This is a genomic window from Rhizobium sp. P38BS-XIX (assembly GCF_012641435.1).
GTDB lineage: Bacteria > Pseudomonadota > Alphaproteobacteria > Rhizobiales > Rhizobiaceae > Rhizobium.
In genome coordinates this window covers 26,043-39,634 of record NZ_JABAIJ010000013.1, presented here as the reverse complement: position 1 = coordinate 39,634, position 13,592 = coordinate 26,043, and the positions used below count along the sequence as shown (strand labels likewise).

Genomic DNA, 13,592 nt, shown 5'->3' with positions numbered 1-13,592 from the left:
CGAATTGATCCGCCCTTTCGATTATCCGCATCGCTGATCGGCTGTTGTCCTGGAGCGCTCTTCGCTTGCGTATGAGGGCCTCTTCTCGTTCGACAGCGCCTTTACCGATAGCAATGCGCCGATCACCAGCGGTAGGCAGATGAAATAGGCGTTGCGGATACCGGAATGTTCGGCGACGAAACCGAGCAATGGCGGTGCGAGAAAGAAGACGATAAATGTTACCTGGCCGAGAGCGGCGACATTGATATGCGCGGATCGATCGGTGCGCCGAGCCGCCGCAGAGACCGCTAGCGGATAGACCGCGCTGCAGCCGGCACCCATCAGGGCAAAGCCGAACAGCGCGACGAAGGAATGCGGCGCCAGCCATACGCTGCTCAATCCGATAGCCGATAATACCAGCAGCGCAACGCACACGAAGCGAGCGCCGTAACGGTCGACCAGCGGATCGACAAATAGACGGACCATCGCCATGAAGAACGTGAAGAGCGTCAATCCAAGACCGCCGATAAAGGGTTCGGCTGCAAAGACATCGCGCATATAGATTGCCGACCAGTCGATGCCGGCGCCTTCGACGAGGAAGGCCGCGATCCCGATGATGCAGAGCGGCAGAAGACCGATAGTCGGAAATGCAAAATGCGGCTGCGCGCTTTCGAGCTCTGTCGCGTGTGGCGAAGCCGTATCTCGCAAGCCGGAAATCACCCAACCGCCCGCAATGAGAACGACGCAGAAGGCCAGCCCCACGTGCAGATGCATCGACATGCCGATCTGGCGCACGTAGGAGGCAAAAAGCGCTGTCACGAAAAAGCCGAGGCTCCAGAAGCCGTGTGCGCGGTTCATGATACTGCGGCCCGTTCTCGCCTCCTCCTTGCCAATCTCGACGTTGAGATTGATTTCCAAAGCACCGGCCAGAAGCCCGGCGCAGTAAAAGGCAATGAAGACGATCGGCGCGGATGGCAGCCAGGGAATGATGGCATAGATCGCCGCCGTGCCGATGACTGTTACCAGCGCCGTCTTCCGGGCGCCGAAACGAGAGATCAATGGTGAGGATAGCGTCAGCGACGTCAGCGCACCCAAGGCCATCCCGATCAAGGTCAGGCCAAGACCGGCCTTGTTGACCTCAAGGGCTACCTGCAAATCGGGCATGCGGGCAAGAAGTGCCCCGAGACCGACTGCAAACAGGAAAAAGCAGGCATTCAGCCTGTGGTGCTGTGCGAAACGCATGAAACCCCCATGTCGATGCTAATAGTTCAGCTACCCCCGAGCCGGGACTGTTACCAGCCGCCGCACTTCAAAGCCACAGTGTATTGCCCGGATCGAGCATTGCTTTTGGTTGAAAGAGACGAATTGATCGTTTTGACCACAACAATGCAGTGACCGCTTCGGGAACGAATAAATTGGAACGCTGCGTCCAATATCGTGCCTTTGATAAAGAGCGCCTGAACGTGGTTTGCGAGCGCCGCTGGAACGGGAATCAGCAGTCTGAGATGACGGTGTTCCCAGTGCCCCGAGGTCCAAATATTGTTTACAATGGTCTTTTTTATCCAATTTTGACCAAAAGCATGCCCTTTCGGGGTGCGGAATGCGGCTTGGAAACATTGATCGCAGAAGGTGCACGATATATGGTCCCTCCGCGCGCTATATGGCCGTGGATGTGAAAAGGAACTGCGATGCCTACAGGTACTGTTAAATTCTTCAACGACGATAAGGGCTTTGGCTTCATTACGCCCGAAACTGGGGGCGCGGATGTGTTCGTTCACGTTTCTGCTTTGCCGCGCGGCAGCTCGCTCAGAGAAGGCGACAAGGTAAGCTACGAAGTTGGCCAGGATCGCAAGACCGGCAAGTCGAAGGCTGAAAACGTCTCCGTACTCTGATCGTCAGAGTTAGAATATTTGCTGCAGATTTAGCCCGTTTCGTGATCGAAACAGGCTAAATCATACGAGCTGGCGTGTTTTCGGAATGCGCGCCACGCTTACCCGTTTAGAAACCATGGCTTCTTTGACGAGGCGATGGTTCGTTCGTTTACTGAGACCGAGTGAACGGCAGCCAGAATGCCGGCAATCCCGGCCTTTCGTTGAGGTTAAAGCACGACTGAGCTATCCCGTCGGCCGCGAATCCTCTTCGTTCGAACATGTCGAATTCATGTGTTAAAACCGATATCGCCGGAAGATGTTGCCCTTGGAGCCGAAAGGTGGCTCAGGGCCACCCATTTGGGCAGCTTAAATAAACCTCAGGTAGATGGCACAGTGGTTTCTACCAGATTGGATGCCACCCCCAATCCGGCAATTGCAGCGTCCGACGAGGCTACGCCCCCAAATGAGTTTCGTCGGACACCTCCTCAATGAGCATCATCCTCGATAGAGCGCGGCGAGCGTGGATACTCAACACAGGTTGAGCAACGTCCATCTCTCATGTATCCAAAAGAGGGTTTTGAGAGGAGGAACATATGAAAAAAGCCATCTCTATATTGGCGTGTGCTGCTTTGGCATCCTGTCACGGATTGAAACCTGCACCGGAAACTCCGCCGTCTGCTGTCCGCGTATTGACCCAGGAAGAAATCACTGCGGTTCAAAACGGCTTTCAAAAATCGCTGGCTCTCAAACAGGTGGTGGTCAATGGCGGCAAAGCCCGTACGTCTGCCGACGGTGCAACCTATGCCTGCGGGACGGCGAATATCGGCAAAGACAATCCGAATGCACCTTTCATCGGAACGCTCGTCCAAAGTCAGTTTGGCGGCCAGAACGTCACCATCTTCAATCTGATGAGTTACGGGCAGTCGGAGGATCTCTCGGCTCAGGTGCGGGATCGCTGCAAGGCCAACGGCATCGACGGCTAAGACGCCGGCATGCAGGTTAATCGCTCCGGAGCCACGCTTGTTCGCTCCTAAAATCGCGGCCGTGGCAACTTCGCTGGCTGCGTTTTCCTGGCCGTCGGCAGATTTCGTTCGCGCATTAAAACGTCGACAAGGGGAAACGCCGCGCAAAGGCGAACGCTTTGGTACGGCCATGCGCTTGACACGCAAGACCAAGGGAATATTGCGCGTTTATAAGCTTCTGAGGAGACAAAATTGAAAACGCTCGCATCGTTCTCGGCTTTCGTCGGCAAGACGTTCGCCCTCTGGGTCATTCTGTTTGCCGTTCTCGGCTTCGTTTTCCCCGATGTCTTCAAGCTGGTTGCGCCCTACATCGTGATACTGCTTGGCATCATCATGTTCGGCATGGGATTGACGATCTCTGTCGACGATTTTCGCGAACTGGGGCGCCGACCCGTGGAGGTTGCGATCGGCGTGGTCGCCCATTTCGTCATCATGCCCGCTCTTGCTCTTCTGCTGACACGCATCATTCCCATGCCTCCAGAAGTGGCCGCGGGCGTTATTCTCGTTGGCTGCTGCCCCGGTGGCACGTCCAGCAATGTCATGACCTATCTTGCCAAGGGTGATGTCGCTTTGAGCGTCGCATGCACCAGCGTCACAACACTCGCAGCGCCGATCGTGACGCCGTTCCTCGTGTGGATGTTTGCCAGCCAGTATCTGCCCGTCAACGCATGGGCGATGTTCATCGGCATTGTGCAGGTGATCATTCTGCCGCTCGCGCTCGGTTTCATTGCTCAGAAGCTGTTGCCGCAGCTCGTTCGAGGAGCCACGCCGATCCTGCCGCTGATTAGCGTTATTGGCATCGTCCTCATCGTTGCTGCCGTTGTCGGTGTGAGCAAGGGCGCGATCGCGCAGTCCGGTCTGCTGATCTTTGCGGTCGTGGTGCTGCACAATGGCCTTGGTTATCTTCTCGGCTTTTTCGCCGCCAAAGCCTTTGGTCTCAACCTTTATAAGCGCAAGGCCTTGGCAATCGAAGTGGGCATGCAGAACAGCGGGCTTGGCGCCGCGCTTGCGACTGCATATTTCTCGCCGCTTGCAGCCGTTCCAAGTGCGATTTTCAGCGTCTGGCACAACATATCGGGCGCGCTGATCGCCAATTACTTTTCCGGCCGCACGGATGATGCCGAGGCCGACACTGCTATCGCAGAGTAGCAGGACAAAAGAGGTAGGGAGCGACTGACTGAAGGTGCTCCCTGCAATGGTGCGCTGAGCTGGCCGCCATTATCAGGAATGCTGCTCTCGATAGCACATCGCCAGGCAGCCTGTGGCGCGATCCCTGAAAATGCGGCGAAGCCAGTGGATATTTTGCAACCGGGTATTGAGCTGACGGAACAATAACCTATTGTGCCGTGCTGAAAATATGAGCCCAAGTCTAACCCCCAAGGATTTTGCGAAGCTCCCCGCTTCGCCCTTGTTTTGCGTATCCCCGCGCAATCATTCGGAGCCTCAGGCACACAATGACATTTCCGACAATACAACTCCCTTCGCGCCCTCTCATGGTTCAACAGGGCACGATCGTGACGCAGAGAGCGGTCTATTTTTCGGCGCCTGTGATTCTGGTGTTGATCGCCTTCATGCTGATCTGGGAGACGCCAGGTATTTTGAGAGACTGGACGATCAGCCAAAATCCCCTGACGCTCGACAGCGGCGATATCCGCGACGGGAAATGCACCACCCGGAAGGGTTTTTTCACCACGTGCTCAGCCCATATGAATTACAGCTACAATGGCCAGGATTATTCCAAGGATGCCGAGGTCATGTTTGTTGACATTCACGCCGGCGATTATGAGACCAATCTCGTTATCTCGCGTGACCACCCGGATCTTGCGACGCTGAGCCTCGGGCTCGACATGCTCTGGAATCGGATCATAACCCTCGCCGTATTCGTCGCCATTCTCGGTTGGGCATGCCTGGCGATGATGTATCAGGTTCTGCGTGTGTGGCGTGTTCGCGGGCAATTGAGCCAGCCTGATCAGCTCGTTCCGGTGCCCGTCGAAATTACCGCTTTCGATGGCCGAGGAAAAAGGCTGTCTGTGACCTACACCGACAAAATTTCCGGTCGCAAGACAGGACGGGCCGCCTACACGCATTTCGAGCCTGGACAGCAGCCGCTGCTGGTTGGCGAAAAGGGCAAAAAGGCCATCGGCTTGGCGGTTTGGCACGGAAACAGCGCCCTGCCGATCTTGCTGGACAACCAACTGGATCGTATCGACTTGTCCGCACAGGAGCGTTCGACGATCCTTGCCTCTCTGGCTGCCGATCTCGCTTATGCCGGAATTCGGCCCACGCTTGTACCCCAGCGCAAGAGGGGGCTGAACCTGAAACGGGGACTGGCCACGTTCTTCCTGCCGTTGGTGCTGATCATCGTCGCCGTTTTCGGCTACTGGCTATGGTATGTGACCAGCGCCGACTCGCAGTTCAATTCGCCGGGCATGGACATCAACAACATGATGCCGGCATCGCTCAATCGATGGGGCTGCGATCAGCTGAAAAGCCGTTTCGGCGATCAACGCGCTCCGTTCGGATGCACCGCGTCGGACTACACCAGCTGGAAATAATGAAGCGGCCGGGTACCCGGCCGCACCCTTTTCTTCTGCTCACCGCTTGCGGAAGTTATCTTTCGACTGGGCCGTGGAGTCGTTATGGCGGATAGTTAGGCGAACACAGGCCAGCTTTGTCATGGCGAGGAAACTCGCGCCTAACTTCTCATACCGGGTCGCGATCCGTCGATAACATTTGAGAGACCAGTAAGCAGCTCTTTCGCCGCCATTAGGTCGTGAGACCACCCCGACTTCGCCCAAGGCAACGATCCGGGTGTTGGGTCGTTAACGTGGCCGCCAAATGGTGGATGCGAACAGAAGTGCCGTCAATCATGGGGATGCCATCATTTGAAGGGGTTGTGACAGCTTCCATCAAGCTATCCCAAATTTCAGCCATCGTCCAACGCCTGAAACTATTGTAGCATGTCGTAGATGGCCCATATCGTTCAGGGACATCACGCCAAGAGGCTCCCGATCGAAGAACCCAAAAGATGCCATTCAGCACTCGCCGGTCATCAACGCGCGCAGCACCCCGTGATTTGTTGGGTAAGAGCGGCTTGATCACGCTCCATTCGAAGTCAGTCAGATCATATCGGCTCATGCGGCGCGTGAAACAGAATTCGGCGAATTATGAAAGTGGCCTTCGAAAAGCCATCGGCTGACGTTCGATTACGTCCCGGCCATACCCTCATACTCCCAATCGAAGCGCTTTCTGAGTTCCTGCACACTGTCATCCCACGTCGCGCGCTCGCATTTCCGCAAGATGTTTAGGAGGCTTGCCAGCACGCTCTGCCACTCAAACACATCGACAAACACCCATGCGGTGGAGCGGCGTGGCAGGTGCGATCGCAAGTCTCTGGTCACGACGTGGACATGGAAATTGTTGGTTCCTATGTCGTCGTCCCACCCAATGGCCAGGCACATAGACAACGCCACGCTTCTGGGATTGGAGGGCTTCCATTGCTGTAGAAGCTCAACCGAGTCGAGCATCGTCACGCCGGCATCTATCTCCTCTTGCGTGTAGCCCACGCAGATACAGCTCTCGGCAAAGTCACCACCCACGTTTGAAGCATCCACGCTTCGCAAGGATAGGCGTTCGGGCACAGGAACGTTGGCAATCTCCAGCCATTTTTCATTCGCCCGTGCCAATGTCCGCTCCCGGGAACCTTCGTCGTAGATAATGTTCAAGGAGCGCAGTTATAGCGACGACAGCGCGCGCTGGAAAGCCGTCTCACTCCACTCGATCACGCTGCATTTATGAGTTCACGGCCTAGGGGCGGCTAATCGAAAATATCGAAACGGTCTCCAATACGGGTCACAACGATCATTTCGCTCGCATCAGGTTGACGATCGCAACGCCGGCAATCGCCATGACGCCTCCAAGCGCGCCGATGAGAGACGGCACCTCGCCCAGCCAGACGAACCCGATCAGCGTCGCTGTCGGCGGCACGCCGTAGAGGAAATTGGCTGCGCGCCCGGCCGTCAGCTGCTTCAATGCGACCGCCCAGGTGACATAGGCGATGGCGGTTGGAAAAATCACGAGATAGGCGATGCTCCAGTTTACGATCGCCGGTGCAGCGGCGACGGCCTTGATCGTAGCCGGAACTGCGGGCAGAAGCGGCAGCGACCCGATCAGCAGCACCCAGGCTGTCACGGTCAGTGCAGGCATTCGCCCGAGTACGGGCTTTTGAAGCACACTGGCAAGCGCCGAACAAAGCGCTGCGCCGAGGATCAGGACGGCGTTTGGATCAAGACTGAAACCACCGTCCGCGGCCGCGGCAATCAAAGCGACCCCACCGAAGGAAATGGCCGTTCCGACCCATCCCCATCGGCCAAATCGCTCCCCAAGAGCAAAAGTCGCGATGAGCGCTGTGAAGACAGGCATGGTGTTGATGATAAAGCTGGCAGGCCCTGCCGGTATGCTTTGCTCGCCCGTATTCAGCAGCACTGCATAGCAGGCGATAAAGAGTACGGCGGCCACAGCGATACGCAGAAAATCCCGGACATTCGGAACACTCCAGCGAAACATCAGATAGCCGAAAGCGATCAGTCCGGCGGTCACATAGCGCGCCGTCGCGAGCTCGATCGGTGTCAAGGCTTCAAGGCAGACCCGGATGACCACGAAAGACGAAGCCCAGAAGACGATCGTAACGACGATCGCAATAAGAGCCGTTACATCCAATCCATTTTTAACAGTCGTATCGCCGGTCACAGCGCTCATATCCATATCCTCGTATTGCCCGAGAAATAGACTTTCGGTTGCGTCTTGAAAAGCACGGCAATCAATGATCAGATGTGACTATGGTTCACAGCTCGCAAAGCCTTCCTCCCCTCGACACCCTTGAAACGTTTTCACGCGCGGCGCGCCTCGGCTCGTTCTCGGCTGCCGCCAAGGAAGGAGGCATTACCCATGGCGCAGTCTCGCGACAGATATCGCGGCTGGAACACTGGCTGGGCGTTCGGCTTTTTGCGCGACAGGCACGAGGCGTCAATCTGACGCCGGAAGGCATGCGTTTCTTCGCGCGGGCGCAGGAGGCGCTGACGCTTCTTTCCGACACGGACGAGCGTTGGACACCTCGTCGGCGCAAGACCACGGTCCGTCTCTCGCTCCCGCCATCGGTGGCGTCGATGTGGCTATTCTCCCGCCTTCCGCAGCTGGAGCGTGACGACATTCATCTCGATCTTGTGCTCGAGCATCGATTGGCGGAGTTCAGCGAGGGCACGGATCTGGCCATTCGCTGCGGAAAGGGGCCGTGGGCTGGCGTGCGCGCGATACCACTTTGGTCGGAGCAATCCTTTCCCATTGCCGCCCCTGCCCTGGCAAATCAACTTGGGCCAGAACCCGATACCCAATCTCTCCTCAAGATGCCCATCCTGCATGACTCGAATGTTGAGGGATGGCGACGCTGGCTTGCGGCAGACGGGATCGACTACTTACCGCGAGGTCAGGATCGCCGTTTCGAGGATTACAATATCGTCCTGGATGCCTGCATCCACGGCGTGGGCATTGCGCTGGCTCGGCCTCCCCTGTCGGATGGGGCGCTCGCGTCCGGCCGCCTGGTGCCGGTTGCAGAGAGGCGTCTGGGATATCACGTGGCATTTCATCTCGTACGGCCCGACGGCGCGTTGAGTGGCCCAGCTGCGGAACTTGCCAAACGGCTGATGACAGAGGCCGATCACTCCCAATCGACCATCACCCAGTTCATCGCACCGCATCGGCCACGGTCATAACATGGCGGATCAATGCTTTGCGATTGCCGGGATTGGAATGGCGATTTTCCGCCCTAGTTCCAGCCGTATAAACAAGGAGATCAAGATGACGGTATCATATCATGTCGGTCGGCACGATGGCGGTTTCGGGTACCGTCTGGGGGATGTCTGGTCAGAGACTTTTGCCGATCACGACACAGCACTTGCGGCTGCGAAATCTGCTGCGCAACGGCAACATCTCGAAGGACGCGATGCCGAGATTTCGTATCAACTGGCCGATGGCAATTGGAAGGTCGAACATGTCAGGGGTGGCGATCGTCCAGACACGGAAGTGATTGACGACGACCGCTCGGCCTGAAACGCCGCGCAGGACTGATCGTCCCGCGACTGAGATCATTCGGCCGAGAAGTTTACGCTAGTGGGTACGGCCCAAAATGGACAATGCGTCTTGGAGACGCAGAGCTGCCAGTGCCTTTGTAGCCTCCTCCGGAGGCCAGCCTGCTTCGACGGCGGCAGCCAACAGTGCGGCGTCGGTTTGAAGTTCAAGCTTCTCGTAAAGCGGCTCCAAGGCCTCTCGTGCTGTGACAACATGCTCGTCGGGTGGCGTGATGGATGATGCGGCAGCGGTCGGCATTGAACCCTCCTCTTTTCAAGCGCTAGGTTCAAAACCCATAGCCGGCATTGTTGTTCCACATATTCTTGGCCAATAGGCGGCTGTCGGCTAAAGCAGCGGCTTACCGCCCGTGACCGCAATGGTCGCGCCGGAGACATAGCTCGATAAGGGATCCGCAAGCATCACGTAAGCAGTTGCCAGCTCGGCCGGTTGGCCAGGACGCTTCATGGGAACTTGCTTGCCAAAATTTTCAACGGACTCAACCGGCATCGTTGAGGGGATCAATGGTGTCCATATCGGACCGGGAGCCACGGCGTTTGCCCGAATTCCCTTTTCGGCGAGCAATTGTGCCAGACCCGCCGTAAAATTCTGAATGGCACCCTTGGTTGTCGCGTAGGCAAGAAGCGTCGGATTGGGGTTATCCGAATTGATCGATGCCGTGTTGATGATGCTGCTGCCCGGCTTCATATGGGCAACGGCCGCTTTGGTGAGGAAGAACATGGCGTGAATGTTGACTTTGAATGTCTTTTCCCACTCCAGATCGCTAATGTCGCTGATATCGTGGAAGGTGGCCTGATGCGCGGCATTGTTCACGAGAACATCAATTCCGCCAAGCTCGGCAACAGCCTTCTCGATGATCGTCCGGCAATGCCCCGGATCCTGGATGTCGCCCGGGACGAGAATTGCTTTGCGACCAGCCTCTTCAATCCAGCGCCGGGTTTCCTGGGCGTCTTCCTCTTCATCGAGATAGGAGATCAGGATATCCGCGCCCTCGCGCGCAAAGGCAATCGCAACGGCGCGCCCAATGCCGCTGTCGCCCCCGGTGATAATAACCTTCTTGCCGGAAAGCTTGCCTGATCCGCGATAGCTCTCTTCACCGTGATCGGGAACCGGCTGCATGGTGGCTGTGCGGCCCGGCATCTGCTGTTGTTGCGACGGAAATGGGGGCTTAGGGTGCATGACCATGACGTTCTCCGGGTAAATTCTCACCTCCGAACCATTGCCGCACGTTATGGTTCCCTTAGAGCTTGAACCCATGTGAGACATGGTAACGCCGGACGATTAGTTCATTGAATGTCGCGGAACCGAAAATCCCAATCGGCGTTTCATTGGCATGAATCAGATGCTCGACACCACAACCCTTCAGCCGGCCCTGGTCGCAATAACACCAGTGTCTGGTCTTGTTTACGTATCTAGCCTCGCCAACGGCATTACCCGAAAGCAGGGAAAGAAAGGTTTTCTGTATTTCGACCCGACGGGTCAACGTATCCGTGATGCCGAGGAAATTGCGCGGATCAACGCGCTGGCAATTCCTCCGGCTTATGAAGATGTGATCATTTCGACCAACCCACTCTCGCATCTCCAGGCAATTGGCATCGATGCGCGCGGACGGCGCCAATACCGTTATCATCCTGGGTGGCATGAGGAGCGTGGGCGAACGAAATTCGATCGTCTGGTGACATTTGGAGACCACCTGCCTGAAATTCGTGAACGGGTCGACCGCGATATGAGATCGAAAGAAATGACGATGAACAAGGCGCTTGCCGCCATCGTCTGGATGCTGGACAATCTTTATATCCGGGTCGGCAATGCCAACTACGCACTGGCCAATGGCTCCTATGGCGCGACGACGCTCCGCGCTCGTCATGTGAAGGCCGACGGCGCGAAAATCAGATTTCGCTTCAAGGGAAAATCGGGAAAGGAATGGAATCTCATTCATTCCGACCGACGCATAGCCAACGTTATTCGAAAACTTCAGGATCTGCCCGGCCAGAACCTCTTCCAATATTTCAGCGAGGATGGTGGCCGGCGAACCGTCACATCGCAAGATGTCAACGCCTATATTCAGGAAACGGCCGGCGAGGATTTCAGCTCGCGTCAATTCCGGACGTGGGGCGCGACCTGTCTTGCCGTGTCTGCGCTGGCGCCGCTCCACGTCGCAGACACAAAGAGAGCCTTGACCCTGCAATTGAATGAGGCCATCGACTCCGTGGCGGCAAAACTCTTCAATACACGGGCAGTCTGTCGATCATCCTACATTCACCCCGCGGTTTTTGAAGACTTCAAGGCTGGAGAGCTAAGCGCAATCTTGAGGCTTCGAAAGACCAGGAGCGAGCGGCTTCTGGCCTGGATGGACGATGAAGAAATCCGCGTGCTCCAATGGCTGAAAGCCAAGGGCGCTTAGGCAGAGGCTCTGCTGCCCGCCAACCCAAGAAATTTCATGGAGCTTCTGACGCCAAGACTGTAAGATTGATGAAAAGGCGCAAGCGAATTGTGTCCCTAGGCGTCCCCATGACGCATGGGATAGCAAAACAAAAATGCGCTGAACCATCTGGAAAACTGGCAGGCTGATCCGATCGATGAAATCCGCGAAAGCTGAAGTAAAACAAAGCCCTCTCAAGGTCGGGTTTGTTCTCGCCAGATCGTTTACGCTTTCCGCCTTCGCACTTTTTGTCGACACGTTGAGATTGGCGAGCGACGAGGCGGACAAATCCGGACGAGTGCTGGCGGATTGGCATGTGCTGGGAAGCACGCGCCATCTCATCACATCGAGTTGTGGCGTGCAGGTTGCGCCGACATCCGATTTCATCGATCCGAAAGCGTTCCATTATATCGTCGTGGTGGGCGGCCTATTGAATGCGGACACGGTGATCGACAACCAGACGGCCGATTACGTGAAGAAGGCGGCCGAGCTAAAGGTTCCGCTCATCGGGGTCTGCACCGGCACGTTCATTCTGGCGGAACTAGGACTGATGAAAAATCACCAGACCTGCGTAAGCTGGCTGCATTATCAGGCATTTCGAGAACGGTTTCCGGACAACGTTGTTCGATCCGACCGGCTGTTCAATCTCGATCGAAACCGCGGGTCGTGTGCCGGTGGCAGCAGCGCCGCCGACATGGCTGCCTCGATCGTCCGCAGGCATATCAGCCGGGATGCGGAACGAAATGCACTTGAAGTCCTGCAGATCGAACGGGCACGCTCCGGACTGGATATTCAGCCGCGTCGGCCGCTCTCCATCGAATGCGAGGATGCGCGCCTGAAGGCCGTGCTGATCACGATGGAGCGGCACATAGAGGATGTCGTGCCGACGGAGCAGCTCGCTGCTTCCGTGGGTCTGTCGCGCAGACAGCTCGAGCGTCTTTTCATGGATGAGATGAAAACATCGCCGGGCGCCGTCTACACACGCGTCCGCATGGAGCGTGCCAAGCAGTTGGTCATTCAAACGCAAGCCCCGCTCGTTGAGATCGCGCTTGAAGTGGGTTTCGACAGCTCGTCACATTTTGCCCGGCTGTTCAGGCGGCTTTTCGGCCAGTCACCCACCGAGCTTCGCCGTTCACTCGCTTGAGTGAGCGTATGGGCTGACCGTCATGCATCAGCCATGTAGTGCGGCGGTCAACCACGCCGAGGCCTGTATGCTCGCCATGGTTCGTCGTGCCCTTAAAGGGAGGACGATGTTGTAACGGCTTTCCTCCGCCAATTTGCGTTCGTCGAGGCAAACGAGCGTGCCGTCGTCGAGAAAGGTCTGCACCAGCACGCCCCAGCCAAGTGCTACCCCCTGCCCGGCCCGCGCCGCGAAGATCGTTTCCGTGTAGTGATTGAAGCGAAGCGAAGGTTTTACGACGAAAGACGCATCCATCTTCGGCAGCCACTGAGCCCAGGAGAGCCACGATCGATCGACGGCATCAGTCTCGATGAAGTCGTCGCTTTGGCTCAGGAGACCGGCCGGGCGCCGCCTCAGATACTCCGGAGAGCAAACCGGCATGATGATATCGCCCCTGGATGCAATGACCGTTCCATCGCTGAACGGGGGCGATCCGTAGCGGATGGCGATATCCACATCCCCGTTGTCGAGATCAATCGGCGAATCCTGCGACACGACCCTGATCTGTATGCCCGGATTGCGGTCGCGAAAATCGGCCAACCGCGGAAGCAGCCAGAAGGTCGAGAAGGCGACGGTCGCACCGATGGTGACCACATCCTGGGATGAGGCTTTGATCGCTTCGATTGCGTCGGCAATATTGGCAAAGCTCTGCGACAATGATGAGCCGAGCGTCAGGCATGCGGCCGTCGGCTCTATCGCCCGATGCTTGCGCAGGAACATCGGCTGACCAAGCTCTTCCTCCAGCAACGCGATCTGCCGGCTGACCGCCGCCTGGGTGACGCCCAGTTCCGTCGCTGCAGCCGTAAAACTCTTGCGCCGCAGAACGGCCTCGAGCATCAGCAGTCCCGTCAAGGATGGCAGACGCCTGCGAAACTGCATTTCATGTCTCCATCCATTACTTTTCATTATGCGAAGCAAAGAATTAATGCCGTTGAAAGGCCCAGATGACAAGGGCACTCTACCGGCGTCAACGCATA

General features: G+C 56.9%; 14 protein-coding genes and 1 pseudogene. 8 read left to right on the top strand and 7 right to left on the bottom strand.

Annotated elements, in window-relative coordinates:
• Positions 1–21: 21 nt before the first annotated feature.
• Entirely contained in the window at positions 22–1,221 is a 1,200-nt protein-coding gene (locus tag HGP17_RS28925) for an MFS transporter (protein WP_168814526.1), read from the bottom strand.
• 446 nt (positions 1,222–1,667) lie between these two features.
• Between HGP17_RS28925 and HGP17_RS28920 the strand changes: the two genes are divergently transcribed.
• The 4 genes from HGP17_RS28920 (at position 1,668) to HGP17_RS28905 (ending at position 5,427) form a co-directional block, all read left to right on the top strand.
• Positions 1,668–1,871, top strand: coding sequence for a cold-shock protein (locus tag HGP17_RS28920; RefSeq protein WP_168814524.1), 204 nt, complete (start codon positions 1,668–1,670; stop codon positions 1,869–1,871).
• Positions 1,872–2,443: 572 nt separating this feature from the next.
• A complete protein-coding gene (locus tag HGP17_RS28915) occupies positions 2,444–2,833 on the top strand; it encodes a hypothetical protein (protein ID WP_168814522.1) in 390 nt (129 codons plus the stop codon).
• A gap of 231 nt (positions 2,834–3,064) precedes the next feature.
• Complete coding sequence (locus tag HGP17_RS28910) at positions 3,065–4,021, top strand: bile acid:sodium symporter family protein (protein ID WP_168814520.1); 957 nt, start codon at positions 3,065–3,067, stop codon at positions 4,019–4,021.
• Between the two features lie 305 nt (positions 4,022–4,326).
• Positions 4,327–5,427, top strand: a complete 1,101-nt coding sequence (locus HGP17_RS28905; RefSeq protein WP_168814518.1) for a hypothetical protein — start codon at positions 4,327–4,329, stop codon at positions 5,425–5,427.
• A gap of 214 nt (positions 5,428–5,641) precedes the next feature.
• Here HGP17_RS28905 and HGP17_RS28900 read toward each other — a convergent pair.
• The 3 genes and pseudogenes from HGP17_RS28900 to HGP17_RS28890 form a co-directional block, all read right to left on the bottom strand.
• Positions 5,642–6,010 (bottom strand): annotated as a pseudogene (locus HGP17_RS28900) (IS5 family transposase); the annotation flags it as partial.
• A gap of 68 nt (positions 6,011–6,078) precedes the next feature.
• Positions 6,079–6,597 carry an Imm8 family immunity protein gene (locus HGP17_RS28895; protein WP_168814516.1) on the bottom strand — a complete coding sequence of 173 codons (519 nt, stop codon included), beginning with the start codon at positions 6,595–6,597 and terminating at the stop codon, positions 6,079–6,081.
• A gap of 136 nt (positions 6,598–6,733) precedes the next feature.
• Positions 6,734–7,636 (bottom strand): EamA family transporter, encoded by a 903-nt coding sequence (locus HGP17_RS28890; RefSeq protein ID WP_168814514.1) that lies wholly within the window; start codon positions 7,634–7,636, stop codon positions 6,734–6,736.
• Between the two features lie 74 nt (positions 7,637–7,710).
• Here HGP17_RS28890 and HGP17_RS28885 point away from each other — a divergent pair, with 74 nt between their 5' ends.
• Positions 7,711–8,640: a LysR family transcriptional regulator gene (locus tag HGP17_RS28885; protein WP_168814512.1), complete on the top strand. Its 930-nt coding sequence runs from the start codon at positions 7,711–7,713 to the stop codon at positions 8,638–8,640.
• 85 nt (positions 8,641–8,725) lie between these two features.
• Positions 8,726–8,977 carry a hypothetical protein gene (locus tag HGP17_RS28880; RefSeq protein ID WP_168814510.1) on the top strand — a complete coding sequence of 84 codons (252 nt, stop codon included), beginning with the start codon at positions 8,726–8,728 and terminating at the stop codon, positions 8,975–8,977.
• 57 nt (positions 8,978–9,034) lie between these two features.
• Here the strand turns inward: HGP17_RS28880 and HGP17_RS28875 are convergent, their stop codons facing one another.
• Together HGP17_RS28875 and HGP17_RS28870 are read right to left on the bottom strand one after the other, a co-directional pair.
• A complete protein-coding gene (locus tag HGP17_RS28875) occupies positions 9,035–9,253 on the bottom strand; it encodes a hypothetical protein (protein WP_168814508.1) in 219 nt (72 codons plus the stop codon).
• A gap of 87 nt (positions 9,254–9,340) precedes the next feature.
• A complete protein-coding gene (locus HGP17_RS28870) occupies positions 9,341–10,198 on the bottom strand; it encodes an SDR family oxidoreductase (protein WP_168814506.1) in 858 nt (285 codons plus the stop codon).
• A gap of 157 nt (positions 10,199–10,355) precedes the next feature.
• Between HGP17_RS28870 and HGP17_RS28865 the strand changes: the two genes are divergently transcribed.
• Positions 10,356–11,417 carry a DNA topoisomerase IB gene (locus HGP17_RS28865; RefSeq protein ID WP_168814788.1) on the top strand — a complete coding sequence of 354 codons (1,062 nt, stop codon included), beginning with the start codon at positions 10,356–10,358 and terminating at the stop codon, positions 11,415–11,417.
• A 175-nt stretch (positions 11,418–11,592) separates the two neighbouring features.
• On the top strand, positions 11,593–12,579 hold the full coding sequence (locus HGP17_RS28860; protein ID WP_168814504.1) for a GlxA family transcriptional regulator: 987 nt from the start codon (positions 11,593–11,595) through the stop codon (positions 12,577–12,579).
• Positions 12,580–12,606: 27 nt separating this feature from the next.
• Here HGP17_RS28860 and HGP17_RS28855 read toward each other — a convergent pair whose 3' ends face one another.
• Positions 12,607–13,494 (bottom strand): LysR substrate-binding domain-containing protein, encoded by an 888-nt coding sequence (locus HGP17_RS28855; protein ID WP_168814502.1) that lies wholly within the window; start codon positions 13,492–13,494, stop codon positions 12,607–12,609.
• Between the last annotated feature and the right edge of the window lie 98 nt (positions 13,495–13,592).